Origin of the sequence: uncultured Bradyrhizobium sp. (assembly GCF_964252615.1) — a bacterium.
Lineage (GTDB): Bacteria > Pseudomonadota > Alphaproteobacteria > Rhizobiales > Xanthobacteraceae > Bradyrhizobium.
Window position 1 is genome coordinate 163,528 of record NZ_CAXUNQ010000003.1, and the last position, 26,316, is coordinate 189,843.

General features: G+C 63.1%; 26 protein-coding genes. 14 read left to right on the forward strand and 12 right to left on the reverse strand.

What is annotated here, in order from left to right; translation table 11 throughout:
* The first annotated feature begins 34 nt into the window (after positions 1–34).
* Genes ACFE72_RS03325 through ACFE72_RS03335 form a run of 3 tightly spaced genes read left to right on the forward strand, consistent with a single transcriptional unit; the run spans position 35 to position 2,141 of the window.
* Positions 35–1,342, forward strand: coding sequence for a sulfite oxidase (locus ACFE72_RS03325; protein WP_375411623.1), 1,308 nt, complete (start codon positions 35–37; stop codon positions 1,340–1,342).
* A gap of 3 nt (positions 1,343–1,345) precedes the next feature.
* Positions 1,346–1,687 (forward strand): hypothetical protein, encoded by a 342-nt coding sequence (locus tag ACFE72_RS03330; protein ID WP_375411680.1) that lies wholly within the window; start codon positions 1,346–1,348, stop codon positions 1,685–1,687.
* Between the two features lie 49 nt (positions 1,688–1,736).
* Entirely contained in the window at positions 1,737–2,141 is a 405-nt protein-coding gene (locus ACFE72_RS03335; RefSeq protein ID WP_375411624.1) for a DUF4864 domain-containing protein, read from the forward strand.
* Positions 2,142–2,152: 11 nt separating this feature from the next.
* On the opposite strand, the gene ACFE72_RS03340 is transcribed toward ACFE72_RS03335, so the two are convergent.
* A complete protein-coding gene (locus ACFE72_RS03340) occupies positions 2,153–3,388 on the reverse strand; it encodes an MFS transporter (RefSeq protein WP_375411625.1) in 1,236 nt (411 codons plus the stop codon).
* A 434-nt stretch (positions 3,389–3,822) separates the two neighbouring features.
* Between ACFE72_RS03340 and flhA the strand changes: the two genes are divergently transcribed.
* Positions 3,823–6,054 carry a flagellar biosynthesis protein FlhA gene (gene flhA / locus ACFE72_RS03345; RefSeq protein ID WP_375411626.1) on the forward strand — a complete coding sequence of 744 codons (2,232 nt, stop codon included), beginning with the start codon at positions 3,823–3,825 and terminating at the stop codon, positions 6,052–6,054.
* Between the two features lie 296 nt (positions 6,055–6,350).
* Positions 6,351–6,551: a hypothetical protein gene (locus tag ACFE72_RS03350; protein ID WP_375411627.1), complete on the forward strand. Its 201-nt coding sequence runs from the start codon at positions 6,351–6,353 to the stop codon at positions 6,549–6,551.
* A gap of 430 nt (positions 6,552–6,981) precedes the next feature.
* Here the strand turns inward: ACFE72_RS03350 and ACFE72_RS03355 are convergent, their stop codons facing one another.
* Together ACFE72_RS03355 and ACFE72_RS03360 are read right to left on the reverse strand one after the other, a co-directional pair.
* Positions 6,982–7,845 (reverse strand): anti-sigma factor domain-containing protein, encoded by an 864-nt coding sequence (locus ACFE72_RS03355; protein ID WP_375411681.1) that lies wholly within the window; start codon positions 7,843–7,845, stop codon positions 6,982–6,984.
* A 19-nt stretch (positions 7,846–7,864) separates the two neighbouring features.
* A complete protein-coding gene (locus tag ACFE72_RS03360; RefSeq protein ID WP_375411628.1) occupies positions 7,865–8,410 on the reverse strand; it encodes a sigma-70 family RNA polymerase sigma factor in 546 nt (181 codons plus the stop codon).
* A 231-nt stretch (positions 8,411–8,641) separates the two neighbouring features.
* Here ACFE72_RS03360 and ACFE72_RS03365 point away from each other — a divergent pair, with 231 nt between their 5' ends.
* Together ACFE72_RS03365 and ACFE72_RS03370 are read left to right on the forward strand one after the other, a co-directional pair.
* Positions 8,642–9,313, forward strand: coding sequence for a serine hydrolase domain-containing protein (locus ACFE72_RS03365; RefSeq protein ID WP_375411629.1), 672 nt, complete (start codon positions 8,642–8,644; stop codon positions 9,311–9,313).
* Between the two features lie 11 nt (positions 9,314–9,324).
* Positions 9,325–9,732, forward strand: coding sequence for a hypothetical protein (locus ACFE72_RS03370; protein ID WP_375411630.1), 408 nt, complete (start codon positions 9,325–9,327; stop codon positions 9,730–9,732).
* A 188-nt stretch (positions 9,733–9,920) separates the two neighbouring features.
* Here the strand turns inward: ACFE72_RS03370 and fliJ are convergent, their stop codons facing one another.
* Positions 9,921–10,337, reverse strand: a complete 417-nt coding sequence (gene fliJ, locus ACFE72_RS03375; RefSeq protein WP_375411631.1) for a flagellar export protein FliJ — start codon at positions 10,335–10,337, stop codon at positions 9,921–9,923.
* Positions 10,338–10,443: 106 nt separating this feature from the next.
* Positions 10,444–11,769, reverse strand: coding sequence for a flagellar protein export ATPase FliI (gene fliI, locus ACFE72_RS03380; protein WP_375411632.1), 1,326 nt, complete (start codon positions 11,767–11,769; stop codon positions 10,444–10,446).
* A 365-nt stretch (positions 11,770–12,134) separates the two neighbouring features.
* On the opposite strand from fliI, the gene ctrA reads away from it, so the two are divergent.
* The 6 genes from ctrA (at position 12,135) to ACFE72_RS03410 (ending at position 17,653) form a co-directional block, all read left to right on the forward strand.
* Complete coding sequence (gene ctrA, locus ACFE72_RS03385) at positions 12,135–12,836, forward strand: response regulator transcription factor CtrA (RefSeq protein ID WP_335579925.1); 702 nt, start codon at positions 12,135–12,137, stop codon at positions 12,834–12,836.
* Positions 12,837–13,112: 276 nt separating this feature from the next.
* Complete coding sequence (locus ACFE72_RS03390; protein WP_375411633.1) at positions 13,113–13,850, forward strand: hypothetical protein; 738 nt, start codon at positions 13,113–13,115, stop codon at positions 13,848–13,850.
* Positions 13,851–13,860: 10 nt separating this feature from the next.
* A complete protein-coding gene (locus tag ACFE72_RS03395; protein WP_375411634.1) occupies positions 13,861–15,177 on the forward strand; it encodes a nucleotide sugar dehydrogenase in 1,317 nt (438 codons plus the stop codon).
* A gap of 292 nt (positions 15,178–15,469) precedes the next feature.
* Positions 15,470–16,090, forward strand: a complete 621-nt coding sequence (locus ACFE72_RS03400; protein ID WP_375411635.1) for a cytochrome P460 family protein — start codon at positions 15,470–15,472, stop codon at positions 16,088–16,090.
* 160 nt (positions 16,091–16,250) lie between these two features.
* A complete protein-coding gene (locus ACFE72_RS03405; protein ID WP_375411636.1) occupies positions 16,251–16,475 on the forward strand; it encodes a hypothetical protein in 225 nt (74 codons plus the stop codon).
* A gap of 20 nt (positions 16,476–16,495) precedes the next feature.
* The gene (locus ACFE72_RS03410; RefSeq protein WP_375411637.1) at positions 16,496–17,653 is read left to right on the forward strand and encodes a glutathionylspermidine synthase family protein; all 1,158 of its coding nucleotides are present in this window, start codon (positions 16,496–16,498) and stop codon (positions 17,651–17,653) included.
* 254 nt (positions 17,654–17,907) lie between these two features.
* Here the strand turns inward: ACFE72_RS03410 and ACFE72_RS03415 are convergent, their stop codons facing one another.
* The 6 genes from ACFE72_RS03415 to chpT form a co-directional block, all read right to left on the reverse strand.
* Entirely contained in the window at positions 17,908–18,762 is an 855-nt protein-coding gene (locus ACFE72_RS03415; protein ID WP_375411638.1) for a CheR family methyltransferase, read from the reverse strand.
* Positions 18,759–19,928 carry a chemotaxis response regulator protein-glutamate methylesterase gene (locus ACFE72_RS03420; protein WP_375411639.1) on the reverse strand — a complete coding sequence of 390 codons (1,170 nt, stop codon included), beginning with the start codon at positions 19,926–19,928 and terminating at the stop codon, positions 18,759–18,761. The genes ACFE72_RS03415 and ACFE72_RS03420 overlap by 4 nt, the downstream gene beginning before the upstream one ends.
* A 73-nt stretch (positions 19,929–20,001) precedes the next feature.
* The gene (locus ACFE72_RS03425) at positions 20,002–20,367 is read right to left on the reverse strand and encodes a PleD family two-component system response regulator (protein ID WP_375411640.1); all 366 of its coding nucleotides are present in this window, start codon (positions 20,365–20,367) and stop codon (positions 20,002–20,004) included.
* 80 nt (positions 20,368–20,447) lie between these two features.
* On the reverse strand, positions 20,448–20,933 hold the full coding sequence (locus ACFE72_RS03430; RefSeq protein WP_375411641.1) for a chemotaxis protein CheW: 486 nt from the start codon (positions 20,931–20,933) through the stop codon (positions 20,448–20,450).
* Complete coding sequence (locus tag ACFE72_RS03435) at positions 20,930–23,590, reverse strand: chemotaxis protein CheW (protein WP_375411642.1); 2,661 nt, start codon at positions 23,588–23,590, stop codon at positions 20,930–20,932. The genes ACFE72_RS03430 and ACFE72_RS03435 overlap by 4 nt, the downstream gene beginning before the upstream one ends.
* Before the next feature lie 480 nt (positions 23,591–24,070).
* Positions 24,071–24,718 carry a histidine phosphotransferase ChpT gene (gene chpT, locus ACFE72_RS03440; protein WP_375411643.1) on the reverse strand — a complete coding sequence of 216 codons (648 nt, stop codon included), beginning with the start codon at positions 24,716–24,718 and terminating at the stop codon, positions 24,071–24,073.
* A gap of 270 nt (positions 24,719–24,988) precedes the next feature.
* Between chpT and cysQ the strand changes: the two genes are divergently transcribed.
* Positions 24,989–25,810, forward strand: a complete 822-nt coding sequence (gene cysQ, locus ACFE72_RS03445) for a 3'(2'),5'-bisphosphate nucleotidase CysQ (RefSeq protein ID WP_375411644.1) — start codon at positions 24,989–24,991, stop codon at positions 25,808–25,810.
* Here cysQ and ACFE72_RS03450 read toward each other — a convergent pair whose 3' ends face one another.
* The gene (locus ACFE72_RS03450; RefSeq protein WP_375411645.1) at positions 25,811–26,314 is read right to left on the reverse strand and encodes a YHS domain-containing (seleno)protein; all 504 of its coding nucleotides are present in this window, start codon (positions 26,312–26,314) and stop codon (positions 25,811–25,813) included. It abuts the gene before it with no gap.
* Positions 26,315–26,316: the final 2 nt, after the last annotated feature.

The window sequence follows — 26,316 nt, forward strand, 5'->3', positions numbered from 1 at the left end:
ACACGACCGCAAGTCGGAAAACGGGAGGACTATCATGGCGGAAAAAAATGCCGCGGACGCCCGGTGCGGCGTCGATGCCGGCAAGCGCAGGTTTTTGGGCGGCACGGCGTTGGCGGCTCTCGGCGCCCTCATCGGCGACGCCGGGGCATTGTCCGGCAGCGGGATTTCCAGCGCATACGCGCAGGCCGCCGCTCCGTCCGCCGCTCCGCCGGCACCGGCCCCTGTCGCGCCGAAAGCACCGCAGCATCTGAAATTCCCCGGCAAGAACGAAGGACTGGTCGTGCTCGGCGACCGGCCGCTGGTCGCCGAGACGCCGGAGAGCCTGCTCGACGACGACACCACGCCTACGGAAAAATTCTATATTCGCAACAACGGGCAGATTCCGGAGGAGACCAGGGATCCCGACGGGTGGAAGATCACCATCGATGGCGAGGTCAACAACAAGCTTGAAATCACGCTCGGCGAGTTGAAATCGAAATACAAGGCGGTGACGCGCCGCATGGTGCTGGAATGCGGCGGCAACGGCCGCGCCGCGTTCTCGCCGCCGGCGCGCGGCAATCAGTGGACGAATGGCGGCGCGGGTTGCGCCGAATGGACCGGCGTACCGCTCGCCGACCTGCTCAAAACCGCCGGCTTGAAGAAAACCGCGAAATACACCGCGCATTATTCATCCGACCTGCATCTGTCCGGCGACGCGGGCAAGCCCCCGCTTTCGCGTGGCGTGCGCATCGAAAAAGCCTTGGACCCGAATACGCTGATCGTATGGGCCATGAACGGCCAGCCGCTCCCCAACATTCACGGCGGGCCGGTGCGGCTGGTGGTGCCGGGCTGGCCCGGCTCGGCGTCGCAAAAATGGCTGACGCGCATCTGGGTGCGCGACAGGGAGCATGACGGCCCCGGCATGACCGAGTTTTCCTATCGGATTGCGATCAAGCCGATGGTGCCCGGCGACAAAGGCGATCCGGCGAACTTCCGCATCCTGGAATCGATGCCGGTACGCTCGATCATCACCAACCCTGCAAACGGCGCCAAACTCGCCGCCGGGACCAGGGACCTGAAACTGCGCGGCGCCTCATGGGCCGGCGACCTCACCGTCAAACAGGTGGACATCTCCACCGACGCCGGCATGACGTGGCGACAGGCAAAACTCGAAAAGCCGAAGAACAAATACGACTGGCAGCGCTGGACCGCGAGCGTGAAGTTGCCGTCCGACGGCTATTACGAGGTGTGGGCGCGCGCTACCGATTCAAAAGGCGCGATGCAGCCGCATCAGGCGGCGTCGTGGAATCCGCAAGGCTATGGCGGCAACGCGATGCACAGGATCGCGGTGCTGGTCGGGTAGATGATGCGGTTGGCGATTTTAGCGATCGCGGGCTTGCTCTGGACGGCCCCCGCAATCGCGCAAACGACATTCACCCCGCGCGACGAAAGTCCGGAAGAATTCGCCGCCGCGCCGGGACGCGATGAAACCTTCTATGCCTGCACCGCCTGCCACAACTTCAAGCTGGTGGCGGCGCAAGGATTGAGCCGCGCCGGATGGGACGACTCCATCAACCTGATGATCCGCCGCCACAACATGCCGCCACCCGCGCCGAACGAGCGCGAGGTGCTGCTGAACTATCTCGAGACCGCCTACCCGCCCCGTGCACCGGGCCGCGGCGGCTGGCAAAACCCGTTCAGCAAATGAGCGTATCTGGATAGGTTGGGCGAGAGCACAGAGCCGACAGGAGCACGTCATGCGCGGTTTGATCATGCTGGCCGTAATGCTGATCGGACTCTGCGCGCCCTGCGCCGCGGACGACATCGCCACCGCGCAAGGCGTGATCCGCTCGCAGGAGCAGGCCTTTGGCCGCGACGATTTTGCAACGGCCTATTCCTATGCCGCGCCGGCGATCCAGGGCCTGTTCCCGGATACCGGGGCCTTCACGGCCATGGTGCAGAAAAGCTACGCGCCGGTCTTGCGCCACAAGAGTTTCGAATTCGGCGAAGCGCGCGTTGCGGACGGCAGAATCGCGCAGCGCGTCCACATCGTAGACGCCGATGGCGTGCCGTGGGAAGCGCTGTATACGCTGGAGCAGCAGCCCGACGGCAGCCTGAAGATCACCGGCTGCATGCTGCTGAAGACGGGACAGGCGGTCTAGTCCAGCGTACCTCACGCCAGCGCCAGCCTTTGCCTCGCCCGCAACAGCAGCCCCACCATGATGGCGATGTTGATCGCGTTCCACCCCAGGCCGTTGAGGAATGCCGCCGCATAGGAGCCGGTGGCGTCGAAGATCACGCCGGAAATCCAGCCGCCGACGGACATGCCGACCACGGTGGCCAGGATGACGATGCCCACCCGGGTCGCGGCTTCGCTGGAGGGCATCGATTCGCGGACGATGATGGCGTAGCTCGGCACGATGCCGCCCTGGAACAGGCCGAACATCGCGGAGATGATGTAGAGCGAGGAAAGGCTGTCGAAGAACACGTAGAACAACAGCGCAAAACCTTGCGCCATCGATCCGATCAGCAGGGTACGGATGCCGCCGATGCGGTCGGCGAGAAATCCCGAACCGATGCGGCTGATGATTCCGAATCCCAGCATCAGCGACAGCATCTCGGCGCCGCGCGCCACCCCGTAGCCGAGATCCCCGCAATAGGCGACGATGTGGACCTGCGGCATCGCCATCGCCGTGCAGCAGCCGAAACCGGCCAGCCCCAGGATTACGGTCAGCGCGTTGGTCGACAGTCGCAGGTCGACCCGCGGCGGCGGCGCGTCGACATGGCTGCGCCGGGTCTCGCCGCCCATCCGCGCCCGCAACACCATCAGCACGGCCGCCATCGCCAGCCCGCAGAAAACGCCAACAGCGATATAGGTGGTGCGCCAGCCCTGGGCCTGAATGCCCCAGTTGACCAGCGGCGGCCAAAGCGCGCCGCCGACATAATTTCCGCTGGCGGCAATCGCCACCGCAAGGCCGCGATAGCGGTCGAACCAGTGCGAGGCTTCCGACATCAGCGGCGCGAACATCGCCGATGTTCCCAGCCCGATCAACAGATGCACGGCAACGAATTGCCACAGCGTGGTGGAAAGCCCGGCGCCGATATAGGCGAGCGTCAGGATGGCGATGCTGATGCCAAGCGCAGTGATGATGCCGAACCGGTCGGTGACCTTGCCGGCGGCGACGCCGCCGAAGCCGAATCCCAGCATCACCAGCGTGAAAGCCAGCGATACCGCGCCGCGAGAGGCGGCGAATTCCGGCTGCACCACCGGGATCACGACGACGACCGACCACATCCCGACGCTGCCGAGCGAGCCGATCAGCAGCGCGAGCCCCAGCCGCGCCCACGCCTGGCGCGAGTCGGGGATGAAAACCGGCGAAACGATGGATGGATCGGAGATTGCGAACACGGCCGCAACTTCGTCGGCCGAAGGTCGCGGGTCAAGCGCCGTGATGAAATGTTGGGCATGCAAATGCGGCGGGACCCGTCTCCTCGGCACGATGGTCCGCACATGGGAGGGTTCGTTTCCCGGCGCGGTGCGGCGCAAAGTGCTCACCGCAAAACCGGGACCTCCATAAACACAAATCGTCGTGCGCGGGCCTGACCCGCGTATCCATCCATCTTCGGAAGAGCCGTTTCGAAGCGATGGATTGCCGGGTCAAGTGTTCAGACCGGAGACATCACCGACAGGTGTTCGGAGACATAGCCGACACCCACCCGCCGTGGTCCCGGGTCCCCGCCTGCGCGGAGGCGACACCTACGTTAACCCTTTCCTAACCATAAACCGGGCAAATTTTGCCCAGGTGAAGTCGAGTGTCGTCGGTCGCGGCGGGGGAGTACCCTGTGGACGCCAATGCGGTGCCTCACTTTCGAAGCGGTGGTCCATCGGCCGCCGCGCAGACGTTTGGCGCCCGCCAACGGCATCGGCGGGGGGAAGCAGCTTTTATGGCGGATATGACGGCGGCTCAAGGCGCGCAACCGGGATCAGGATTCCCCAGCCTGAGTGATATCGCCACTTTGCTGAAGCGCGGCGACCTCGCGCTGGCGTTCGGTATCCTCACTATCCTGGTGGTGCTGATCCTTCCTCTGCCCTCGATCGTGCTCGATCTGTTTCTGGCGATCTCGATCATCCTGTCGATCCTGATCCTGATGACGGCGCTGTTCATCCAGGCGCCGCTGGAATTCTCCTCGTTCCCGACCGTGCTGCTGATTGCCACCATGCTGCGGCTGTCGCTCAATCTTGCTTCCACGCGGCTGATCCTGTCGCGCGGCCACGAAGGCACGACCGCCGCCGGCCACGTCATCGAGGCGTTCGGCAATTTCGTGATGGGCGGTAATTTCGTGATCGGAATTATCGTGTTTGCGATCCTGGTGATCGTCAATTTCGTCGTCATCACCAAGGGCTCTGGGCGCATCGCCGAAGTGGCGGCGCGCTTCCACCTCGACGCCATGCCGGGCAAGCAGATGGCGATCGACGCCGACCTGTCGGCGGGCCTGATCGACGAGAAGGCCGCAAAAGAACGCCGCAAGGCGCTGGAGGACGAAAGCGGCTTCTTCGGCGCCATGGACGGCGCCTCGAAATTCGTGCGCGGCGACGCGGTGGCGGGACTGCTGGTAGTGTTTATCAACATCATCGGCGGCATCATCATCGGTGTCGCGCAGCAGTCGCTGGGTTTTGGCGAAGCCGCGCGAACCTACACGCTGCTTACCGTCGGCGACGGCCTGGTCACGCAGGTGCCGGCGCTGATCGTCTCCACTGCCGCGGGCCTGTTGGTATCGAAAGCCGGCGTCAGCGGTGCTGCCGACAAGGCGCTGATGAAGCAGCTCTCCGGCTATCCGCAGGCGCTCGGCATGTCGGCGGGCGTCATGCTGGTGCTGGCGCTGTTGCCGGGCATTCCGATGCTGCCGTTTCTCGCGCTCGGCGGCGGCGCCGCGGCGCTGGCGTTATCTGCGCGCAAGCGCAACCGCGCCGCATCGGCCGCCGAAGCGCTCGCGGCAGCCGCGCCGGCGGCGGCAGCCGCGGCCACCGCGGCGGCGGACGAGCCGATCGCCACCGCGCTGAAGATCGACGATCTCAAGATCGAACTCGGCTACGCGCTGCTGCCGCTGGTGAACGGCCCTGACGGCACCGACCGCCTCACCGAGCAGATCAAGGCGCTGCGCCGCTCGCTCGCGATCGAGATGGGATTTGTGATGCCTTCAGTGCGCATCCTCGACAACGTGCAGTTGGAGGCCAACAGCTACGTCATCAAGATCAAGGAAGTGGATGCCGGCACCGGCCGGATCTGGCCGAACCAGTACATGGTCATGGACCCCGGTGGAAACCAGGTCAACATTCCCGGCCTTCACACCATCGAGCCGACCTTCGGCCTGCCGGCAACCTGGGTCGACGCGGCGATGAAGGAAGAAGCTTCGCTGAAGGGTTATACGGTAGTCGACGCCGCCACCGTGCTGTCGACGCATCTCACCGAACTGCTCAAGAACAACATGTCGGACTTGTTGTCCTATGGCGAGGTGCAGAAGCTGTTGAAGGACCTGCCGAAAGAGCAGGGCGAACTGGTCAAGGATATCGTACCGAGCCAGATCACGGTGTCCGGTATCCAGCGCGTGCTGCAACTGCTGCTCGCCGAGCGGATTTCGATCCGCGATCTCTCCACCATCCTCGAAGGCATTGCGGACGCGCTGGCGTTCTCGCGCAATCCGGCGACGGTGGTCGAGCATGTCCGTGCCCGCCTGGCGCGCCAGATCTGCGCTCAGAACACCTCGATCAACGGCTACCTGCCGCTGGTCGCATTGTCGGCCAAATGGGAGCAGGCCTTTGCCGAGTCGCTGATCGGTCAGGGCGAGGAGCGCAGCCTCGCCATGCAGCCGTCGAAGCTGTCGGAATTCATGACAGTGGTGCGGGACCGGTTCGAACAGGCCGCGCGCGACGGCGAGGCGCCGGTGCTGGTGACGTCGGCGGCGATCCGGCCCTTCGTGCACTCGCTGGTGGAGCGTTTCAGGTCGCAGACCACCGTGCTGTCGCAAGCCGAAATTCATCCGCGCGCCCGGCTCAAGACCGTAGGGAGCGTTTGAAACGCCGCGGCTTTTTCGCCACAGACAACCCTTTTGTCGTGCGGTTGATTTTTAACGCCGGATTTGCGGCCTTAACGATAAGATCAAATTAACCTATTGCGTTAACACGCGAATTCGCCATTTCAGGTAACGTCGGCCGCGCTGGATCGCGGGAATTCAAGTCTTTTCACCGCTTTGTGATCGCCTCTTAGGAACATAAAGCCGAATTCCCACTTTTCTAGCCAGGAGTTGTTGAACCGGCCCGGGGGAAGGCGAGACATACCCTCAAGGCAAGTTGGACGGCAGGAGGCTTGCAGATGAACCATTCGATCTACAGCGCGGACCGCATGACCCACCTCAAAGTCGTGGTCGTGGCCCTTGTTGCAGGTATCGCGGTGGCCGGCTTCGGTATTTCGGCCCGCACCGGTTCGGATCTCAATTATGCGCAGTCGAGCCGCGTCATTAAGGCGGGTGCACCGATAGCGGTAACAAATTCGAATACTTCGGTTGTGCGCTGACAGGAATTCACGAATTCACGCGGCTCTTTACCAGCCCCCCAAAAGTCGCCACGTGGATAATTAAGACCCCCAAGCCCCAAGTTGACTGAGACGACCGAAAACGCCCGCTCCCCACGGGCGTTTTCTTTTGTGCTCCAGGCGTGACCGCCGGGCTGGATTCACGCATCTCGTCATACGCGGGGCGTGACCCGCGTATCCATCCATCTTCGGAAGAGTCGTTTCGAAGGGGTGGATTGCCGGGTTAAGCCCGGCAAGGACGATGAGATATGTGCATGCGGTAGGGCTGACCGGCAATTGTCTCTTTTAAGGACCTTGTTGCCAAGAGAGGATGCGCGGGGCAGCCCGCCCATGACGGAGTGTTTGCATCGTCACGGCTCCGGCTCTGCCGCGAACTGCTCCGAGACGCGCTGCGCGGCGTCCACCAAATCGATTAGCGATTAGCCTGTGGCACGGTTTCGATCAGCTTGCCGGCGAACACCGGCGGTGAGCCGGGTTTGCCGTTCGGCGAACCGCCTGATGGTTCGACCGTGACGGCGTAGGTCGCGGTCTTGACAATATTGGGGTCGTAAGACGCAAGCGTCGGGCGCGTTGTAAAATCGCCGTCGCCGATGACGCCCAGCGAACGCGGCGCACCCAGCCTGTCGGAGATCACCCACAGCTCGTAGCTCTTGCCCGGTTCGGCCGCGGTGTTACTCACCTTGCGCACGGTGAAATTCCGGGTGGCGCCATCGACGGTGAGAATGAAAGCCGGCGACCCGCCGTCTTTCTGCAACACGGCGGTGTATTGCGCCGGGGCCGCCGCCGGTTGCGCGGGCATCTGCACCACCTGGGTTCGCGGTGGTGGGCGAATGCTGTCAGGAAGCAAATCCGGACGAACGATTTGGGTCACGACGATGGCGGTCAGGGCGGCGGCGACCGCAGTCATGGCGGTGGCGATCGTGCGCCAGCGCCGCGTCTGCCCCGAAAACGCGACCACGTTACTTGTTTCGGCCACCGGCGCGGATTCGACGGCGGCGGGTTCGACCGCCGGAGCCGGCGCTTCAGGTAGCACCAGCGGCATTTGCGTTCCGGACAATCCCGCCGCGGCCTTGATCCTGTCCCAGACTTCCGCCGATGGCTCGACCGAACCGACCATCTGGTTCAGCACGCCAAGCTTATGCGCCCAGGCGTCGACCATCGCCGCAAAATCCGTGTCGTCGGACATCATGGCTTCGACCTGCGCGCGCTCCTCGGCGTCGAGGGTGCCAAGTGCGTATTCCGCAGCGAGCGCGATATGGTCTTCGCTATAAGCCATCATCTAAATGTCCAAGACCTTAAAGTCCCAGGCACTCCCGGATATCCATCATGCTGCGCCTGAGCCATGTCTTCACAGTGTTCACCGGCGTCTCGAACTTCGCGCTAAGTTGTTCACGGCTCCAGCCGTTGTAGTAGGCAAGCAGCAGCAGTTTCTGACGATCCGGCTCCAGCCGTCCAACGCATTCCAGCAGCCGTTTCAATTCCTCGGTCATTTCCCGTCGCGCCAGCGGATCCGGCGTGTCGGCGGCAACTTCCATCGCTGCCGGTTCCTCTTCGATCGAAGCCTCGGTCCGCTTGCGAACGACGTCGATAGCCCTGTTCCGGGCGATCGACGCCATCCACGTGATCGGAGACGCCATGCCGGGATTGAATTGCCCGGCGCTGTTCCAGATCTTGACGTAAGCTTCCTGAATGACCTCCTCCGCAAGATCCTGACGCCGCAAGATACGCAGCACAACGCCGAACAGTTTCGCGCGCGTGGCGGCATAAAGCCGCTCGAAAGCCGCCTCATCCCCCTTCGCAACCGCGGCAATCAGCCAGACCAGCTCAGCCGGCGTCAGCATTCGGTGTCCCCAAAATTCGCGGATTCCTCGACCGCGATTGTATCCAGCCCACAAGGCCGTCCAAGCGTTTTCGTATCATATTTTGCGCCGGGCCGATCCCTAAGTCGCTGGGAACCCCCAAAGAAAAACCCCGATCTCACGGCCCGGGCCGACACGGCAGGCGGCCTCGACGATTCCGAAATCGAACTCTATCCTCACCGCCGGCGAAATTGACGAGACAAGGCTGCCAGAATGACCCAGGCCCGTATGGCATCCGCGATCGCACTGGCGTTCTGGCTTTCCAGCGCGGCGTTCGCGGCCGATCTTACAACCGTCGACAATCCGGAAAACCTCGGCTTTTCGGCGGCGCGGCTGCAGCGGATCGGGTCCTGGTATCGGGCGCGGGTCGATGCCGGCGCGTTGCCCGGCGCGGTGGTGGCGATCGCCCGCAACGGCAAGCTGGCCTATCTGGAGGCGGTCGGCTTTCAGGATAACGCCAGGACGATTCCGATGAAGCCGGATGCGATCTTCTGGATTGCGTCGATGACCAAGCCGGTGACCAGCGTCGCTGCGATGATGCTGGTGGAGGAAGCCAAGCTCGATCTTGACGCTCCGGTCGCGCGCTACCTGCCTGAGCTAAAGGACATGCAGGTCGGCGTCGAAAAGCGGGATCCGGCCACGGGCAAAAAAGAAATCGCGCGCGAACCGCCAAGGCGCCTCATGACAGTGCGCGACCTGCTCCGTCACACCTCTGGGCTGGTCTATCCGCCGCAATTCAGCAACACCGCCATCAACCGGCTTTACAACAAGGCGGTGTTCGAGCCCGACAAGACGCTGGCCGACTTTGTCGCCAGCCTCGCCGACCTGCCGCTGGCGCATCAGCCCGGCTTCGCGACAACGGACCCGCCGCCAAGGCCGGGATAAAGTGGGGGGATATGATCACCGCCATCGACGGCGCGCCGGTCAAGGGGCTGAAGCTCGACCGGATCGTCGGCAAGCTGCGGGGTGCTGCGAATTCGCAGGTGCGATTGAAACTTTCGCGCGCGGGCCTCGACGATCCGCTCGAATTCGCGATCGCCCGCGCGATCATTTACGTCCCGGCGGTCGAACTGCAGGTTCGGATCGATGCCGGCAAGCTCGTGGTCGAGGCGACCGGGCCCTGGCCCGTGCTCGATTTTGAAAAAGGCAAACCGGTCGCGGTGATGGCCGCGTCCGAGCGCGAGTTCTATGTCGACGGCGGTGAGCACACCCGGATCGCCTTTGTCAGGGACCAGGCAGGCAAGGTTTTGGGCGCGGTTCTCGATCCGGGCCAATGGGAGCTTAAGGGCGTGCGGGTCGAGTAGCCGAACTGAAGTCGCGGGCCATAGAAAAATCCGGGCGCGAGCCCGGGCCGGGCCTTGCGGCCCGGGCTTTCGTCATTCCGGGGCGCGCGTAGCGCGAGCCCGGAATCCATAGCCATGATGGGTGTTTATGGATTCCGGGCCTGCGCCAAGGGGCGCATCCCGGAATAACGGTTGTGGTTGTCTTGAACTTAAGCCATCGCGATGCGTGCGCGCATCAGGCCGATGCTGTCGAGATCGGCCTGCTCGCGGGCGCTTTCCTCGGCGCGCTCGCGCGCCTGGTCGCGTTCGTCCAGCAGTTCGACCTTCTTCAGTTCCTCGAACGCCTCGGACAGCAGGCTTCGCGCGTCCTCGAGCTGGATGCGCAGTTCGTCGGCCGACCGGGTCAGGTTCTCGCGCCGCTGGATCGCCGCCTTGGCGTAGGTCGGATAGGCGAAATGCGTCGGATCGTTGATCCCCGCGCGGTCCTGCTCGTTCTGGATTTCGCGTTCCAGATCCACCGACATGCGCTGGAAGTCGGCGATCATGCCCTCGATCTGGGTAACCCTTCGGCGCTTTTCATCGACCTGAAATTTCTTCAGGCGGATCAGCGTTTCACGTGACTTCATCGACTCATACTCCCCAGAAGTCCCTTATCGAACGCGGGACAGAACCGGCCTCCCGCAAGGGCCCCACCGGCATACTTCATGTGTGGCGGATGATGGCCTGACAAAGTTAGCGTTCCGTTTCTTTAGCGCCCATGATTTGCTCAAGTTGGCGGTAGCCGGCGTTCAGGCCGGCGACTTCTTCCTTGGCCTGGCGGAGAAAGTTCTCCATTGGCTGATGCAGCCGGATCGCCTCGTCGACCTCGGAGCTGGAGCCCGCCCGGTAGGCGCCGAGCCGGATCAGTTCCTCCATGTCGGCATAGGTCGCCATCACCTGGCGGCTCCGGGTGATGACCGGCAGATAGGCCGGATCGGCCGACTTCGGCATGGTGCGCGACACCGATTTGAGGATGTTGATGGCGGGATAGCGTCCGCGCTCGGCGATGGCGCGCTCCATCACCACGTGACCGTCGAGGATGCCGCGGACGGCGTCGGCCACCGGCTCATTGTGGTCGTCGCCGTCCACCAGCACGGTGAAGATGCCGGTGATGGTGCCCTGCCCGAGGCCCGGGCCGGCCCGCTCCAGGAGCCGGGGCAGTTCGGTGAATACGGTGGGCGTATATCCCTTGGCGGTCGGCGGCTCGCCGGCGGAGAGGCCGATTTCGCGCTGCGCCATCGCAAAGCGCGTCACCGAATCCATCAGGCACAGCACGTCCTTGTCCTCGTCGCGAAAATACTCGGCGATCGCCAGCGTCAGGTAAGCCGCCTGCCGCCGCATCAAGGCGGGCTCGTCGGAGGTCGCCACCACCACCACCGAGCGCGCCAGACCCTCGTCGCCGAGGTCGTCCTGCAGGAATTCCTGCACCTCGCGGCCGCGCTCGCCGACCAGGCCGATCACGGTGATATCCGCATCCACATTGCGCGCCAGCATCGACAGCAGCACCGACTTGCCGACGCCGGAACCTGCGAAAATGCCGAGCCGCTGGCCGCGGCAGCAGGTGAGAAAGGTGTTGAGCGCCCGCACGCCGAGATCGAGCGGCGGGCCGACGCGCTTGCGCGAATGCGCCGGCGGCGGCGGGTTGCGATACGGCATCGGCGACGGGCCCTGGGCGAGCGGCCCTTTGCCGTCGATCGGCTCACCCACCGCATTGAGGACCCGGCCGACCCAGGACGGCGCCGGCCGGATCTGACTTGCCGCATTGGCGATGACGGCGCGGCAGCCGCGTCGCACGCCCTCGAGACCGGCGAACGGCATCACCACGGCGTTGTTGCCGGTGAAGCCGATCACTTCCGAGGGGATGAAACGGTTGGCCCCGGTCTCGATCACGATGCGGGCGCCGACCGACATCGCGTGAATAGGTCCGGCGATCTCCACCATCAGGCCGCGCACGCCGACCACACGGCCATAAATATTGACGCCGTCGAGATCGCCGATCTGCTCGGCGAGCGCCTTCATTGCGAAAACCTTAAGTTTCCGCGCTTTGCAGCCTCGCCCTTAACTTCGTGTTTACCCGCATCGTTAATCATTACGTCACTGTCTTTGGTGACTGAGCGCGCTCGTCTTCAGAACGAAGGATGAGTCGCGAGAGTCGGTTAGCCCCGGCTCTTAAAGTGAAACTTGAGCGAGAACGGATACGGAAACCTGGTTCACTGCAATATCTTATGGCGATTCGACAAAAATTGCACGGATAGAGCTTGCGGGAGAGAATCAGATTTTGTTAACCATATGTCGTCAGGATTCGAATCAGTTGTTCAAAGGCGTTTTGAGTGCCGCAAGTGCGGCCGACCTGACGCCCGGAGCGGCGACGATAGGGGACTGGCATGCGCGTATTGCTGATAGAAGATGACAGCGCCGTCGCGCAGTCGATCGAATTGATGCTGAAATCCGAAAGCTTCAACGTCTACACCACCGATCTCGGTGAAGAAGGCGTCGACCTCGGTAAACTCTACGACTACGACATTATTCTCCTAGACCTCAACCTGCCCGACATGTCCGGCTATGACGTGCTGAAGCAGCTCCGGGTCTCGAAAATCAAAACCCCCATTCTGATCCTCTCCGGCCTCGCCGGCATCGAGGACAAGGTCAAGGGCCTCGGCGTCGGCGCCGACGACTACATGACCAAGCCTTTCCACAAGGACGAACTGGTCGCGCGCATCCACGCCATCGTGCGCCGCTCCAAGGGCCACGCCCAGAGCGTGATCCAGACCGGCGACCTTGTCGTCAACCTCGACACCAAGACCGTGGAAGTCGGCGGCCAGCGCGTGCACCTGACCGGCAAGGAATACCAGATGCTGGAGCTGCTCTCGCTCCGCAAGGGCACTACCCTCACCAAGGAAATGTTCCTCAACCATCTCTATGGCGGCATGGACGAGCCGGAGCTGAAGATCATCGATGTCTTCATCTGCAAGCTGCGCAAGAAGCTCGCCAACGCCTCCGACGGCCGCAACTTCATCGAAACCGTGTGGGGCCGCGGCTACGTGCTGCGCGAGCCGCACGAGGACGAAGTGCGCATCCCGGCCTGATCGTTTTCAAGGAGAGCTTTGTCAGGCTCTCGCCTCCCGACTGGACCCCGCCGGAAATGGCGGGGTTTTTCGTTTGGAAGAAGAGCGGTTAGCAGAAATAGGCAGCATTCATAATTCGTATTGAGAAAATACGTCCAAGGCGCTAGATATAAACGATCATTTGTGCATTCTCGGCAATCGATACTAATGTGGGCGTTAGCACATAGTAGCGAGACCGCCGCCCGCTTTATTGGAAGTTTCTTACGCGATCCTGCACGGGGGAATGGATCACGATACGTGACAGAATTCGTGCTCAGCATCTTTACTGGCTTGATCACAGCAGGTATCGGGTTCGTCTCGGGAATTCTTTACTCTCGAATTCAGGCGTATCAGCGATACCGGCATTTAGAACGGTTGATCCCCAAAGATCGACGCGTGCAACTCGTACTTCCTAGTGCCGAGGTAAAAAGCTTTCTAGTGAAAGGCGAGTCGATTGAAGCCTTTTTTCCTAGCAACGTCCTGGTTATGCCGATGCCGGAAGGCGAAGCTGTGGCAAACCTGGTCGACGCTTTGCGAAGCCTGCCACGAGGGGTGCACGTAGACCTGACTACGGATGACAAGGTAAGCAGCTCGTACGGTTTAACGATTTCCGTCGGTGGTCCCAGCGTAAATCACTACTCTCGTAAATTACTCAGTGCCGACCACCCTTTATTTGCCCTCAAGTATCCGGAGCATGTGGCTGCTTATGGATCAACATCGTTTGTTCCACCGCGAGGCCAGTTGGACGACCTCCTGGAAGACTACGGTTTTCTTTTCTGCTCTCGTCCCGACGCACAGCATCGCAATATCGTCGTATGCGGAGTATGGGGGACGGGAACGCGGGCTGCGGTACGAGGGCTTATCGAGTTGCGGCCGTCTTCGGACGCGGCTCGGTCACTCGCAAACGCCTCTCGCGCGTTCCTTGCTTTCCAAACCAATATCTCCGGGCTCGAGGCGGGCACAGTTCGGCTCATAGTCCATACCGTTCAAGAATAAGGCTCGATGTATGCCCCACGTCGTGGTGATCGGTGCGGGATATGTAGGGCTCCCCACTGCAATCTGGTTAAACGAAATCGGACACCAAGTGACTCTGGTTGAGACCGCGCCTGAGCGCTTGGACATGCTTCGATGCCAGCAAGCGCCTTTTAGTTGCCCGGAACTCTCGTCGAGGCTCCAAGCAGCGGACATGGAACGATTGCGGTTTCAAAGTTGTCTTGAAGATTGCCAAACGACCGACGATGTAGAAGCGGTTATACTAGCTGTTCCAGCAGACAGCCGCTACGATGGATCAATAGACATCTCGATCCTCACGAATGTCATAAAATCTCTGGTAACGTGGCCGCCGGCCCGCAATGCGTTTATCTGTGTCCGCTCGACCGTGATGGTGGGTGACTCGGCTCAAATGATTGCAGCAGTTGATCATGCCAGCCTATTGAATCGGTACGTGTACTGGCCCGCGTTTCTCCGACAACACCGCGCATTCGAAGACCTTGCCCGGCCAGACCGTATCGTTGTCGGCTGCCAAAGTGCACAGACCGCAACTCGATTCGCAAATCAGGTTTTTCCTGAAAATCTTCATGATTTAGTGCTGGTAATGTCATGCCGAGAAGCGGAATTGACAAAGCAGATGAGTAACTCGGTCCTTGCTGTGAACCAAGTTTTGACTGCCGAACTCTCCTTGGTTTGCGAGCACCATGCTGTAAATGCCGAGATTGTCAGAAGGGGCATTGCGGGCGACTTCCGCATTGGAATGGATCTTCTCGAACATCACCCAGGCTTAGGAGACCTTTGCCTTAGAAAAGATCTATCAGCCTTGTGCAAGATTACGGGTGAAACCGGCACGCTCTTAGACAGCGCAGCTTACCGCAGCGACGAGTTTCGCCGCGTCGCGATAGGCAACATCGTTAGACATGTCAGAAGAATCGGCCGTTCCCCAACCGTCGCTGTTGTCGGTTTGGGATACGCATCGCAAGTGGGAGATGTTCGCGGCGCGCTTAGTCCTCAACTGTTATCCGCATTGCAGGGTAGCACCGCCATCCGCGTGTGGGACGCTTATGCCGATGTCTCCTCGGTCATTGCAACAATGCCAGGGGTCGAGGGCTTTGAATCTCTTGCGGCCTGTCTAGCCGATGCCGATGTCGCTGTTTTGTTAGTCGACCATCCCGAATTGCGGGAGGTGAATTGGGAGGCGCAAGTCGGGCTAATGAAAGACGTTCGATCGATCTTTGATTTTGCGCGCGTTACACCGGCCGGCATTTCCGACCGGCTGCATAATTGGTACACTGCAGGATCATGCCCACTTTGCTTGAGTGACGGCGAATAGACCATTGGCTTGAACCGGTTACTCCCGCCGGCATCAGGGCTAAGGTCTCGGCGCCGACGACGACATGACCGACCCCTTCACAAGGACGAACTGGTCGCGTGGCTCTCGCCTCCCGACTGGACCCCGCCGGAAACGGCGGGGTTTTTGTTTCCGTCATGGCCGGGAAGAGGCCCGCCATGACGGAAAGTGAGTCATTTCGCATCCGCCAGCAAGAATTGAAATGGTGCCAAATCGCGCGCTAATATGGTCGCAGGTTTGCGCCGGATCACCGGTCCTCCCGAAGGAGAACAGCATGATCTTCAACCGGATCTGGGTTGGCGTTGCGGTGCTCGTCGGCATTGCAGCGCCGATGACATTCACGACCAAGGTCAGAGGCCAGGCCAGCAACACCGCCCCGCAATACACCGCCGACGGCCAGCTCAAACTCCCGGCCGGGTTCGAGACCTGGGTATTCGTCGGCTCCAACCTCGCGCTGGGCTACAAGGACGAAGCGCCGGCCAACACGCAATTGGAGGCGACACGGCCGGAGCAGCAGCAATTCCACAACGTCTATATCAACCCGGAAGCCTACGCATATTTCCTTGCCAACAAGGAATTTCCGGACAAGACCGTGCTGGTCATGGACGTCTTCAACTCGGCCGACCGGGAGCCGAAGCACATCCTGAAATCCGGGTTCTATAACGGCCAGCACGCCGGCGTGCAGGTGGCGGTGAAGAACCTCAGCCGTCCCGACGGCAAGACCACGCCCTGGGCTTATTATACGCTGATGAATCCATTCGATCCCTCCCCCGTGATGGCGCCGTCGGCGCCGGCGCACGAGGACGGCGACTGCTACGACTGCCACAAGCTGCATGCCGGCAAGGACAATGTCTGGGTGCAGTTCTATCCGACGTTACGCAAGCTGATCCAATAGGCTGCGTTTGCGCAGGCCTTCACCTCGCCTGTCTCCGGCGGCGGCCGTCGCAACGGCGCTTGCGCCGCACGTTGTCGTGAAACCATGCGCTTCCGCTTGCATGCCTTCGCCGCGAATGTCTCAATAGCTCCATCGCTTCACCGACCTTAAGGACCGATCCATGAAACGTTCGCGCCGCGTAATCCTGACGATGATGGGAACTGCGGCCGTCGGCGCCGTATCGATGGGCTTTGTCCGGCCGAACGACTGCGGTCCTTATGGCCGGCCGGGACCCGACGGACGATGGCCGGACAATTGCCGCATCCGATATGGCGGCTTCGGCGGCGGCGGCTTTCGCGCCCATGGTCACGGCCACGGACATGGCGGCCACGGCGGCGGGGGCTAGCGCCGCCGCCGTCCAGCATCATGCGGCGGATCGACTGTCCCGAGCGCGATGACTGGCGCCTGACCGCGGAAGCCGCGGGATTCGATTTTCACAGCATCGACGGCGAGCGCTATTGGGACGAGCGCGGCTATTACGCTTTTACGCTGGACGAGATCGAACGCCGGATCGAAGCGCCGACCGGCGAGATCGACGCCATGTGCCTGGAATTGGTCGAATCCGCCGTCAATGACGAACACGCTCTCAAGCGGCTGAAGATACCGGAAGCTTTCTGGCCGCTGATCGCGGAGAGCTGGTACCGCGACGATCCATCCCTGTACGGCCGCATCGATCTCAGCTTCGATGGCCAAGGGCCCGCAAAACTGCTGGAATACAATGCCGATACGCCGACCTCGATTTTCGAGGCGGCGGTGTTCCAATGGACCTGGCTCGAACAGGCGATCGAGCGGAACGTTATCCCAAGACACGCCGACCAGTTCAATTCCATCCACGAACACCTGATCGAGGCATGGAAGAAGGTCGGCGGCGGCAGCCATCTCCATCTGACGGGAATGACCGAAAGCGCGGAGGATGCCGGCACCCTGGCTTATCTCGAAGATACCGCGCGTCAGGCCGGACTGACCACCACCCTGATCGATATCGAGGATCTGGGATTGCGCGATGACGGCAGCTTCGCCGATCCGCAGGATCGTGCAATCGAACTGGCGTTCAAGCTCTATCCCTGGGAGTGGATGTTTCACGATGCGTTCGGCGTAAGGCTGGCCGATGCGCCGACGCGGTGGGTCGAGCCGCCCTGGAAGGCGATCCTGTCCAACAAGGGCATCCTTCCCTTGCTGTGGGAGATGTTTCCGAACCATCCCAACCTGCTGCCGGCCTATTTCGAGGACGATCCCGAAGCGGCACGGCTCGGCGCATCCTACGTCCGCAAACCGCTGTATTCGCGCGAAGGCGCCAACGTAACCCTGGTCAGCGCCGGCGCTACGCTCGGAGAACAGCAGGGTCCCTACGGCGCCGAAGGTTTTATCCGCCAGGCGTTGGCGCCGCTGCCGCATTTTTCAGGCTCGTATCCGGTGCTGGGAAGCTGGCTGGTCGATCACGCGCCGTGCGGGCTGTCGATCCGCGAGGACCAGAACCCGATCACGGGCAATACGTCGCGGTTCTTGCCGCATGCGATTTTGTAAGACACGTTCTGCGTCATGTGGGCTTGACCCCGCGCATCCATTCCTCTTCACACGAATCTTTTCGAAGAAGATGGATTGCTGGGTGAAAGCCCTACTAGATTCATACACTCGTCATACGCGGGCTTGACCCGCGTGCGACGAGATGTGTGAATCCAGTAGGGTCAAGCCCGGCAATGACGGCAGATGTGTGCATACGGTAGGATGAAAGCCCGGCAATGACAACTCTTCGTGTCCCCAGTGTCGAGGGCACGTACTCAACCCGCGGCGGCAGCCAGCTTGAGCGCAGGACGCGCCGCGCGCGTCGGGTTCGGCCGGTACAGCCCGCGGCGTTCCGGATACGGCTTGAAGGCGTCGGTGATGCCGACCACCGATTCGGCGGCTCCCAGCGCCAGCACGCCGTCGGCTTCCAGCGATTTTGCCAGCCGGTTGAACACGCCGATCTTGGTGTCCTGGTCGAAATAGATCAGCACGTTGCGGCAGAAAATCACATCGAAGGTCCCGAGCTGGGAGAAATCCTGCATCAGGTTCAATTGCCGGTGCTGCACCATGGCGCGAATGTCGGCATTGAGCTGCCACAACTCGCCGACCTGCCGGAAGTGCTTGACCAGGAGCTGGATCGGGAGGCCGCGCTGGACTTCGAACTGGCTGAAGATGCCGGCGCGGGCTTTTTCCAGCACACCCAGCGACAGATCGGTGGCGACGATCTCGACCCGCCATCCGGCGAGCTGCGGCGCGAATTCCTTCAGGCACATCGCGATCGAATACGGCTCCTGCCCGGTGGAGGATGCCGCGCACCAGATGCGCAGGGACCGGCGCTGGCTGCGCGCCTGCAGCAGCCCGGGAAGCACGGTCTGGCGCAGATGATCGAACGGAATCTTATCGCGGAAGAAAAACGTCTCATTGGTCGTCATCGCCTCGATGACGTCCACGGTCAGCGCGTCGGCGCCGTTCTTCACCTTCTGGACCAGGTCGCCGATGCCGGTCATGCCGGCCTTCCGCGCCAGCGGGATCAGCCGGCTCTCCACCAGATATTGCTTGTCGGGCGACAGATCGAGGCCGGAGCGATCCTTCAGCAGCTTGCGCAGGTACTCATACTCCAACGGCGTCATGATCGCACCCCCGCGAACAACTGGATCAACTTCGGCGCGATCTGATTAAGCGGCAGCACCGCCGCGCAAATTCCGGCATGCGTCGCCGCCCCCGGCATTCCCCACACCACGCTGGTTGCTTCGTCCTGGGCGATCACGCTGCCGCCGGCGGCGACGATGTCCTTGCCGCCGCGCATCCCGTCCGAGCCCATACCGGTCAGCACCACGGCGAGGACGCCGCCTTGCCACACCTCGATGGCCGAGCTGAACAACGGATCCACGGCGGGTTTGCAGAAATTCACCGGCGGCCCGTCGTCGAGCGCGATCGCGGCATTGGCCCCGTTGCGCACCACGCGCATGTGACGGCCGCCCGGCGCGAGGTAAATGCGGCCCGGCCTTACCAGTTCGCCATCGATGCCTTCGCGCGCCGGCCGATGGCTTGAGCGCGCCAGATGCTCGGCGAGGATCGTAGTAAAGGTCGGCGGCATGTGCTGCGTGATCAGCACCGGAAAGCGGTCGATCACCGCGCCAAGTTCGCTCACCAGCGCCATCAGGGCCTGCGGGCCGCCGGTCGAGGCGCCGATCACCAGCACGCGCGGCGCATGCGTCGAGAATGCGCGGCGCAGCAGTTGCGGATGCGCCACCGGCGCCAGCGTCGGGCGCATCGCCGGCCCCGCTGTACGGCCGAGGTCGGGGGCCAGCGCCGGGCTGGGCGCGGCCGCCGCCGGACGGCGATGTTTAGCCCCGAGATGACGGATCTTCTGGATCAGGTCGTGGCGAAAGATATCGGCGGCGGCGGGCTCGCGGGTGCTTTCGGGTTTCGGGATATAGTCCGATGCGCCGAGCGACAGCGCCTTGAAGCTGATCTCGGCGTTGCGCCGGGTCAGGGTCGAGGCCATGATGACGACGAGGTTGGGCTTCTTCGCGAGCAGCCGCGGCAGCGCGGCGATGCCGTCGAGATCGGGCATCTCGATATCGAGTACGGCAACGTCGGGATTGACGCGCTCGACCTGGTTGACCGCGTCGAGCCCGGTGCGCAGCGAGGCTGCGACCACCATGTCCGGCTCGGCCTCGATCCAGCGGCCGATCAGGCCGCGAATGACCACGGAATCGTCGACCACCATGACCCGCAGCGGCTCATGGCGCACCGCATCGCGGCTCGGGGAACTTGCCAACGCAACACTCATTACTCACCAGACGCCAAGCGACGCAACTGAAACATCCCGCCGGCGACCGAGCCGGCAGACCGATGGCGGCGCCCTAGATCAGGCCGACTTCATGGAATTTCGCCGTGACGATATCCTTGTCGAACGGCTTCATGATGTATTCGTTGGCGCCGGCATGAAGCGCGCGCGCGATATGCGCGACGTCGTTTTCGGTGGTGCAGAACACCACCTTGGGCGCATCGCCGCCGGGCATGCGGCGCAGGTTGCGCAGGAATTCATAGCCGTCCATCACCGGCATGTTCCAGTCGAGCAGGATCGCATCCGGCAGTCCGCGCCTGCAGGCCTCCAGCGCCTTCTCGCCGTCCTCGGCTTCGGCGATCTGGAATTCGAGCCCTTCCAGGATGCGCCGCGCGACTTTCCGAATGACGCTTGAGTCGTCGACTACCAGACATGTCTTCATTTTAGCCTCTGTTCTCTCTTCGAATTCGAAAACGGGCGTTCCCGTCGTCAAGCCGGATTGCATCGCGCCGGCCGCGCCGCTTACGCCGCCAGCAGGTCGGGCATGATTTCGAGCACCCGATCGACGTCGAGCACCACCATCAGTTGCCCATCGAGCCGGTGGATGCCCGCGGCCATTTTCGCCAGCCGCGGATCGAGGTTGACCGGATTGACTTCCCGACTGTCGTCCGCAAGCTTTAAGACTTCGCCAACGCTGTCGATCAGAAGCCCGTAGGATTCGCCGCGCAGGTCGACCCCGACCGCCATCGGCGGGCGTTCCATGTCGCGTTTCGGCAGGCCGAGCCGTGAGCGCATGTCGATTGCCGTGACGATGCGGCCGCGCAGGTTGAGCACGCCGGCGACGTCGCTGGACGCCAGCGGCACCCGGGTCAGCCGCTCGGGGATGAAGACGTCCTGCACACGTGAAATGGGCAGGCCGAACAACTGGCCGCCGATCGCCGCGGTGACGTATTCGGTGATCGTGCCTTCGGCGCTTGGCGTCGGGTTGTTCATCGTGATGGCCTTCATGCCGCCTGGTTCAGTTCGGCGGTTTGTTCCTTCAGCGCGGCGATCAGCCCGGGCCGGTCGAACTTGGCGACGTAGTCGTGGAAACCGGCCTGCCGGCCGCGTTCGATCGCGGCGGGAGAAATCATCGAAGACAGCGCGATGATCGGCATCGCGCCCAGCCGCTGATCGGCGCGGATGGTTTCGGCGAATTCAAAACCGTTCATGTCCGGCATTTCGATATCGGTCAGGATGGCGTCGAACCTGAGGCCGGAGCGCAGCGCGACCAGGCCCTCCCGGGCATTGTCGGCGACCCGCACCCGGTAACCGGCGGCCTTGAGCACCGGCGCCAGCATGTTGCGGAAGAACGCCGAGTCGTCGACCAGCAGCACCGACTGCGCGGAGGTCGAGGGGCGCATTTCCTTGCGGCTGAACCAGTCCGCAAACGCCATCGGCAGGAAATGCCCGACATCGATCAGCTCGGTCGCCTGCCCCTTGATCACGGCGGAGCCGAGGATGCCGTCCTGCGTGCCGGCGACTTCGATGTTGAGCCGCTCCTCGACGATGTCGATGATCTCGTCGACCACCAGCCCCATGGAACGGCCGTCGTCGGAGAATACCAGGATCGGCTGCGCGCCTTCGGCGGCCAACGCGACGCCGTCCATCTGCACCAGCGGCATCAGTTGGTCGCGATACTGCACCATGTGCCGGCCGTTCGACGTTTCGATCTTGTCGATCGCGATTTCTTCCAGCCGGGTGATCAGCGCCAGCGGCACCGCCTTGGGCTGCGCCGAGCCGGCGCGGAACACCAGGAGCGACGTCAGTTGCTCGGCGGCGAGGCTGCGCATCGCCGCGTTTTCATCGGCGATATCGAGCTGCGCCGCACCCGTGGTACCCAGCGCTTTCGCAATGCCGTTGGGATCGATGATCATGATCACCGCGCCGTCGCCGAGGATGGTATTGCCGGAAAACATCTCGATGTGGCGCAGTTTGGTCGACATCGGCTTGACCACGATCTCCTCGGTATGGAATACGCCGTCGACCACGATGCCGAAGGTCTGGCTGCCGACCTGCGTCACCACGATGAAGCCGTTCTCCGGGTCGCTCTCGCTGCCGTCCTCGATTCCGAGCAGTTTCTTCAGATGCAGCAGCGGCAGCAGTTTGTTGCGCAACCGCAGCACCGGGGTATCCTTGATGCGCTCGATGCGGTGGTCGGAATTGGCCCGCGCCCGCACCAGTTCGACCACGGCCAGTTGCGGAATCGCAAAGCGGTCGCCGCCGGCTTCCACGATCAGCGCCGAGACGATGGCCAATGTCAGCGGAATCTTGATGGTGACGCTGGAGCCCTCGCCGGCCACCGATTTGATGTCGATGGTACCGCCGATCTGGTCGATATTGGTGCGCACTACATCCATGCCGACGCCGCGCCCGGACACGCTGGTCACGGCGGCCGCGGTGGAGAAGCCCGGCGCAAAGATGAACTTGTGGATCTGTGCTTCCGTCATCTTTTCCAGCTCGGCCTCGGCGACGAGGCCGCCCGCGACCGCCTTGGCCTTGATGCGCTGGGTGTTCAGCCCGCGGCCATTGTCGGCGATGCAGATGATGATATGGCCGCCTTCATGATAGGCCGACAGGCGGATCGTGCCCTGCTCCGGCTTGCCGCAGGCGATGCGCTCGGCCGGGGTTTCCAGCCCGTGATCGGCTGAGTTGCGCACCATATGGGTCAGGGGATCCTTGATCAGGTCGAGCACCTGGCGGTCGAGCTCGGTGTCGGCGCCGTGCATCTCCAGCTCGATCTGCTTGCCGAGTTCGCTCGATAGGTCGCGCACGATCCGCGGCAGTTTCTGCCACGCATTGCCGATCGGCTGCATCCGCGTCTTCATGACGCCTTCCTGCAGTTCGGCGGTGACGTTGGAGAGCCGCTGCAGCGGCACCTTGAATTCGGTATCCTCCTGACGGCGCGCGATTTCCAGAAGCTGGTTGCGCGTCAGCACCAGCTCCGACACCATGGTCATCAGGTGCTCGAGCGTGTCGACATTGACCCGGATCGACTGGTTGGCGACGCGCTCGCCCTCCGCGGTCTCCGGCTCGGCAAAGACTTTTTTCGCGGCAGGTTTTGCGGCCGGCGGCGGCGCGGCGGCTTGTTTCGGCGGCGGCGGCGCGGCCTCGCTCGGAGTCTCGCGAAACGCCCGCTCCAGCTCGTCGAGCGACACTTCGCCGGGCCGGAGCTGGCGCTCCAGCACCTGGAACGTCACCGTGCCCTGCTCGACTGGGGCTTGCGCGGGGACGGCCGCGAGCTGCGCCACGCCGCGCTCGACCATCGCATGCAGCGCCTCGATCAGGTCGGCGTCGGCGCCTTCCGGCTCGGATTGCGTCGATTCGAGCCCGGCGAGAATTTCCTTGATGCGGTCGATCGAGCGCAGGATCAGCGTCACCGCCTCGCCGGTCACCGCCATGCCGTCGCGGAATTTGCCCATCAGCGTCTCGGCGGCATGCGCCAGCGCCTCCAGCCGCGGCAGCCCGAGAAAGCCGCAGGTGCCCTTGATGGTGTGCACCAGCCGGAAGATGTTATCCAGGATCTTGGCGTTGTTGGGATCCTGCTCGAACTTGACCAGCTGGTTGTCGACGGTGTCGAGCGACTCGTTGGTCTCGGTCAGGAACTCGCGCAGCAGATCATCCATGAAGTGAGGCCTTGAACAGCACGCGTGCGCGACGGCGTCGCGCGGTACTCGGGTTCGGCCAGTTTCGATGCAAAGCGTTTAAGTTTGGTTGAGTAATGGGAAAAGGATGCGGTTAGGGAAGGGATAATGGCGGGGGTGTAAGGAGGCATTAACCATGTCGGGCGGGAGTTAAGCCTTGCCGGCGTGGGCAGATCAAATGATTGATTATTCAACGTTCGGTGCGTTGGGTGAAATCTACAAAGCCAATTCAGACAACCTTTGGCGAAATGATCGCGACCGTATAGCGGTCGGAAGAATCTTGGCGGCCCCGCGCACTCGGGGTCCTTGGGTAGCCGTCCGACCCGCTACGGCGCCTGTGCACCTGCACATCTCGTCATATGCGGGCTGACCCGCATATCCATCCCGCGGATCGGATCCCGGTCAGGACGACATCGCGTTCACGGGGATGGCGCGCACGATCTGCGGAAACCGGCAGCGCGGCTACGCCGCCGTCACCACCATCGCCTCGCCGTCGGCGGCGAGCGCGACGGTCAGGCCGCAGGCCTGCGCCAGCAGGCGGGTGTAATAGGGCTGCACGGCGTGGGCGTCGACCGAGCCGGCATTGGCGCCGCTCAACAGGTCGGCGATGTTCTGCTGCATCCGCGCATTCAGTCCGGTGGCGGCGACGCGAAAGCCGCCCGCCTCGCCCGCGCCGGTCGGATCGACCGTCAGCACGCCGCCGCGCGGGATGGTCTGCTGCGCGATCACCATCATGTTGAGCAGCAGTTTTACCTTGTTCTTCGGCAGGAATTCGCGCGGCAGGTTCCAGGCGATCTTGGTCCTGTCGTCTTCCAGGTGGCCGCGCGCCATGACTTGCGCGTCGCCGACGTCGATCTGGGCGCCTGCCGATCCGGCGGCGCCGAATGCCAGCCGGCAGAACTGCAGCCGCGCCGATGCGGTCCTGGCGCTCTTGCGGATCAGCTCGAGCGCGAATTCGCGGTCGTCGGGTTTTGGATTGTCGTCCAATACTTCCAGCCCGTTGACGATGGCGCCGACCGGACTGATCAGATCGTGGCACACCCGCGAGCACAACAGCGCCGCGAGTTCGAGCATATCGGGTGCGGGGCCGGGAGACGAAGGGCCGGACATCTATACGGTTCCTGGAAAGCCGCGGCGAGGCGGCGAATCATGCAAGCTCCCCGCTTGATACACCGCGCCTGCTCGCCCTGCCAGCACGACGCCGCCGTTGCAACTTCCTCGCCCGCCTGCAAGGAGAGGGTCGGGGTGCAAGGGATTCTGCTCCGGCCGGACGGGCGGAAAGCCCCCCTCACCCCGGATGTCGTCTTCGATGCGTCTCACCTCTTCCGCGAGCGGGGAAAGGTAAGATGCGTCTGGCGTGGAATGAAAGGAAGCAAGCGCATGAGCCCGGTGCACAGGATCGACCGCGACGCCGCGGCGGCGCTGATCGAGCCGCTGACGGACCTGGTGGCGCGGGCTGGCGCCGCGATCCTGGCGGTCAACCGCGGCACCATGACCGCGCAAGGAAAAGCCGACGGCTCGCCGGTAACCGAGGCGGACCTCGCCGCCGACCGGATCATCGGCGAAGGGCTGGCGCGGCTGATCCCGCAGGTTGCGGCGATCTCGGAGGAACGCAGCCATCGCGCGACGCTGCCGGCGTCCGTAAGCTTCTTCCTGATCGACCCGTTGGACGGTACCAAGGAATTCATCGCCGGGCGCGACGAGTTTACCGTCAACCTCGCGCTGGTGACGGACGGGGCGCCGATGCTCGGCATCGTCGGCGCGCCGGCGCTGGGCTTGATCTGGCGCGGGCTGGTCGGCGGCGGCGCCGAACGGCTGACCGTCGCCAGCGGCGCGGCCTTTGCGGCGGTGCCGATCCATACGCGGCCAATGCCCGCGGCGGACAAGCCCTGGGCGGCGGCCGTCAGCCGTTCGCACGGCGACGAACGGACCGAGGCGTTCATCGATGCGCGGCCCGGAGCCTTACGAAAAAGCCTCGGTTCGGCGGTGAAATTCTGCCGGGTGGCCGAAGGCGAGGTCGATATCTATCCCCGCCTCGCGCCGACCTGCGAATGGGATGTCGCCGCCGGCCATGCGGTGGTGACCGCGGCGGGAGGCAGGATCACGGACTCGGCGGGTCAGGCGCTGCGCTTCGGCGCCGGGCGGGCGGACTTCATCGTGCCGGAATTCATCGCCTGGGGCGATCCGAGGGCGGCGCCATGACTACCGTGCCAGCGTTTCCTTCAGGCCCGGCCAGCGCTGCCGCGCCTCGCGCAGGACGCGGACGGGATCGACGGCAAAGGCGTCGCGGCTTTCGGCGCGGCCGAACAGGAACAGCCGCTGCCCTGAGATCAGCCAGAACCGCGGGTTGCCGGGATAGGCGATGCCGCGCGCGACGTCGGTTGGATCGTAACCGCCGAATTGCGGGCCGTAGATTTCCGGGTGGGCGGTGAAAAACGCCCGGTTTCCCTCGTTGCGAAAGCGCCAGACCGCTCCCGCCTCCGAAAGTTCGAAGCCGGGCTGTCCAACCATGGCGCGAGCGTCGGTGAAATAGGCGACGGGGTCGAAGCCGCCGATCGCCAGACCGGTATGGCGGTCGACGACCAGCCGCTCGGTCGTCGCCGCCTGCGCCGCCAGATCGACCCCGGCGGCGGCGGCGCCAAAAAGCAGTGCTATAAAGGCTGTCCGGCGGCGCCGGCGGTTTCTTTCCTGCCGCTGTGCCGTCATAG

Bases quoted from the DNA above. Each gene is read 5' to 3' on its own strand.
- ACFE72_RS03400 (WP_375411635.1), top strand. From the start codon at position 15,470: ATGATCTTCAACCGGATCTGGGTTGGCGTTGCGGTGCTCGTCGGCATT.
- fliJ (WP_375411631.1), bottom strand. From the start codon at position 10,337: ATGAAGTCACGTGAAACGCTGATCCGCCTGAAGAAATTTCAGGTCGAT.
- ACFE72_RS03360 (WP_375411628.1), bottom strand. From the start codon at position 8,410: ATGCTGACGCCGGCTGAGCTGGTCTGGCTGATTGCCGCGGTTGCGAAG.
- fliI (WP_375411632.1), bottom strand. From the start codon at position 11,769: ATGAAGGCGCTCGCCGAGCAGATCGGCGATCTCGACGGCGTCAATATT.
- chpT (WP_375411643.1), bottom strand. From the start codon at position 24,718: ATGTCCGGCCCTTCGTCTCCCGGCCCCGCACCCGATATGCTCGAACTC.
- ACFE72_RS03395 (WP_375411634.1), top strand. From the start codon at position 13,861: ATGCCCCACGTCGTGGTGATCGGTGCGGGATATGTAGGGCTCCCCACT.
- ACFE72_RS03365 (WP_375411629.1), top strand. From the start codon at position 8,642: ATGACCCAGGCCCGTATGGCATCCGCGATCGCACTGGCGTTCTGGCTT.
- ACFE72_RS03435 (WP_375411642.1), bottom strand. From the start codon at position 23,590: ATGGATGATCTGCTGCGCGAGTTCCTGACCGAGACCAACGAGTCGCTC.
- ACFE72_RS03330 (WP_375411680.1), top strand. From the start codon at position 1,346: ATGCGGTTGGCGATTTTAGCGATCGCGGGCTTGCTCTGGACGGCCCCC.
- ACFE72_RS03430 (WP_375411641.1), bottom strand. From the start codon at position 20,933: ATGAAGGCCATCACGATGAACAACCCGACGCCAAGCGCCGAAGGCACG.
- ctrA (WP_335579925.1), top strand. From the start codon at position 12,135: ATGCGCGTATTGCTGATAGAAGATGACAGCGCCGTCGCGCAGTCGATC.
- ACFE72_RS03405 (WP_375411636.1), top strand. From the start codon at position 16,251: ATGAAACGTTCGCGCCGCGTAATCCTGACGATGATGGGAACTGCGGCC.
- ACFE72_RS03450 (WP_375411645.1), bottom strand. From the start codon at position 26,314: ATGACGGCACAGCGGCAGGAAAGAAACCGCCGGCGCCGCCGGACAGCC.
- ACFE72_RS03415 (WP_375411638.1), bottom strand. From the start codon at position 18,762: ATGACGCCGTTGGAGTATGAGTACCTGCGCAAGCTGCTGAAGGATCGC.
- cysQ (WP_375411644.1), top strand. From the start codon at position 24,989: ATGAGCCCGGTGCACAGGATCGACCGCGACGCCGCGGCGGCGCTGATC.
- ACFE72_RS03370 (WP_375411630.1), top strand. From the start codon at position 9,325: ATGATCACCGCCATCGACGGCGCGCCGGTCAAGGGGCTGAAGCTCGAC.
- ACFE72_RS03335 (WP_375411624.1), top strand. From the start codon at position 1,737: ATGCGCGGTTTGATCATGCTGGCCGTAATGCTGATCGGACTCTGCGCG.
- ACFE72_RS03355 (WP_375411681.1), bottom strand. From the start codon at position 7,845: ATGGCTTATAGCGAAGACCATATCGCGCTCGCTGCGGAATACGCACTT.
- ACFE72_RS03420 (WP_375411639.1), bottom strand. From the start codon at position 19,928: ATGAGTGTTGCGTTGGCAAGTTCCCCGAGCCGCGATGCGGTGCGCCAT.
- ACFE72_RS03425 (WP_375411640.1), bottom strand. From the start codon at position 20,367: ATGAAGACATGTCTGGTAGTCGACGACTCAAGCGTCATTCGGAAAGTC.
- ACFE72_RS03410 (WP_375411637.1), top strand. From the start codon at position 16,496: ATGCGGCGGATCGACTGTCCCGAGCGCGATGACTGGCGCCTGACCGCG.
- ACFE72_RS03325 (WP_375411623.1), top strand. From the start codon at position 35: ATGGCGGAAAAAAATGCCGCGGACGCCCGGTGCGGCGTCGATGCCGGC.
- ACFE72_RS03350 (WP_375411627.1), top strand. From the start codon at position 6,351: ATGAACCATTCGATCTACAGCGCGGACCGCATGACCCACCTCAAAGTC.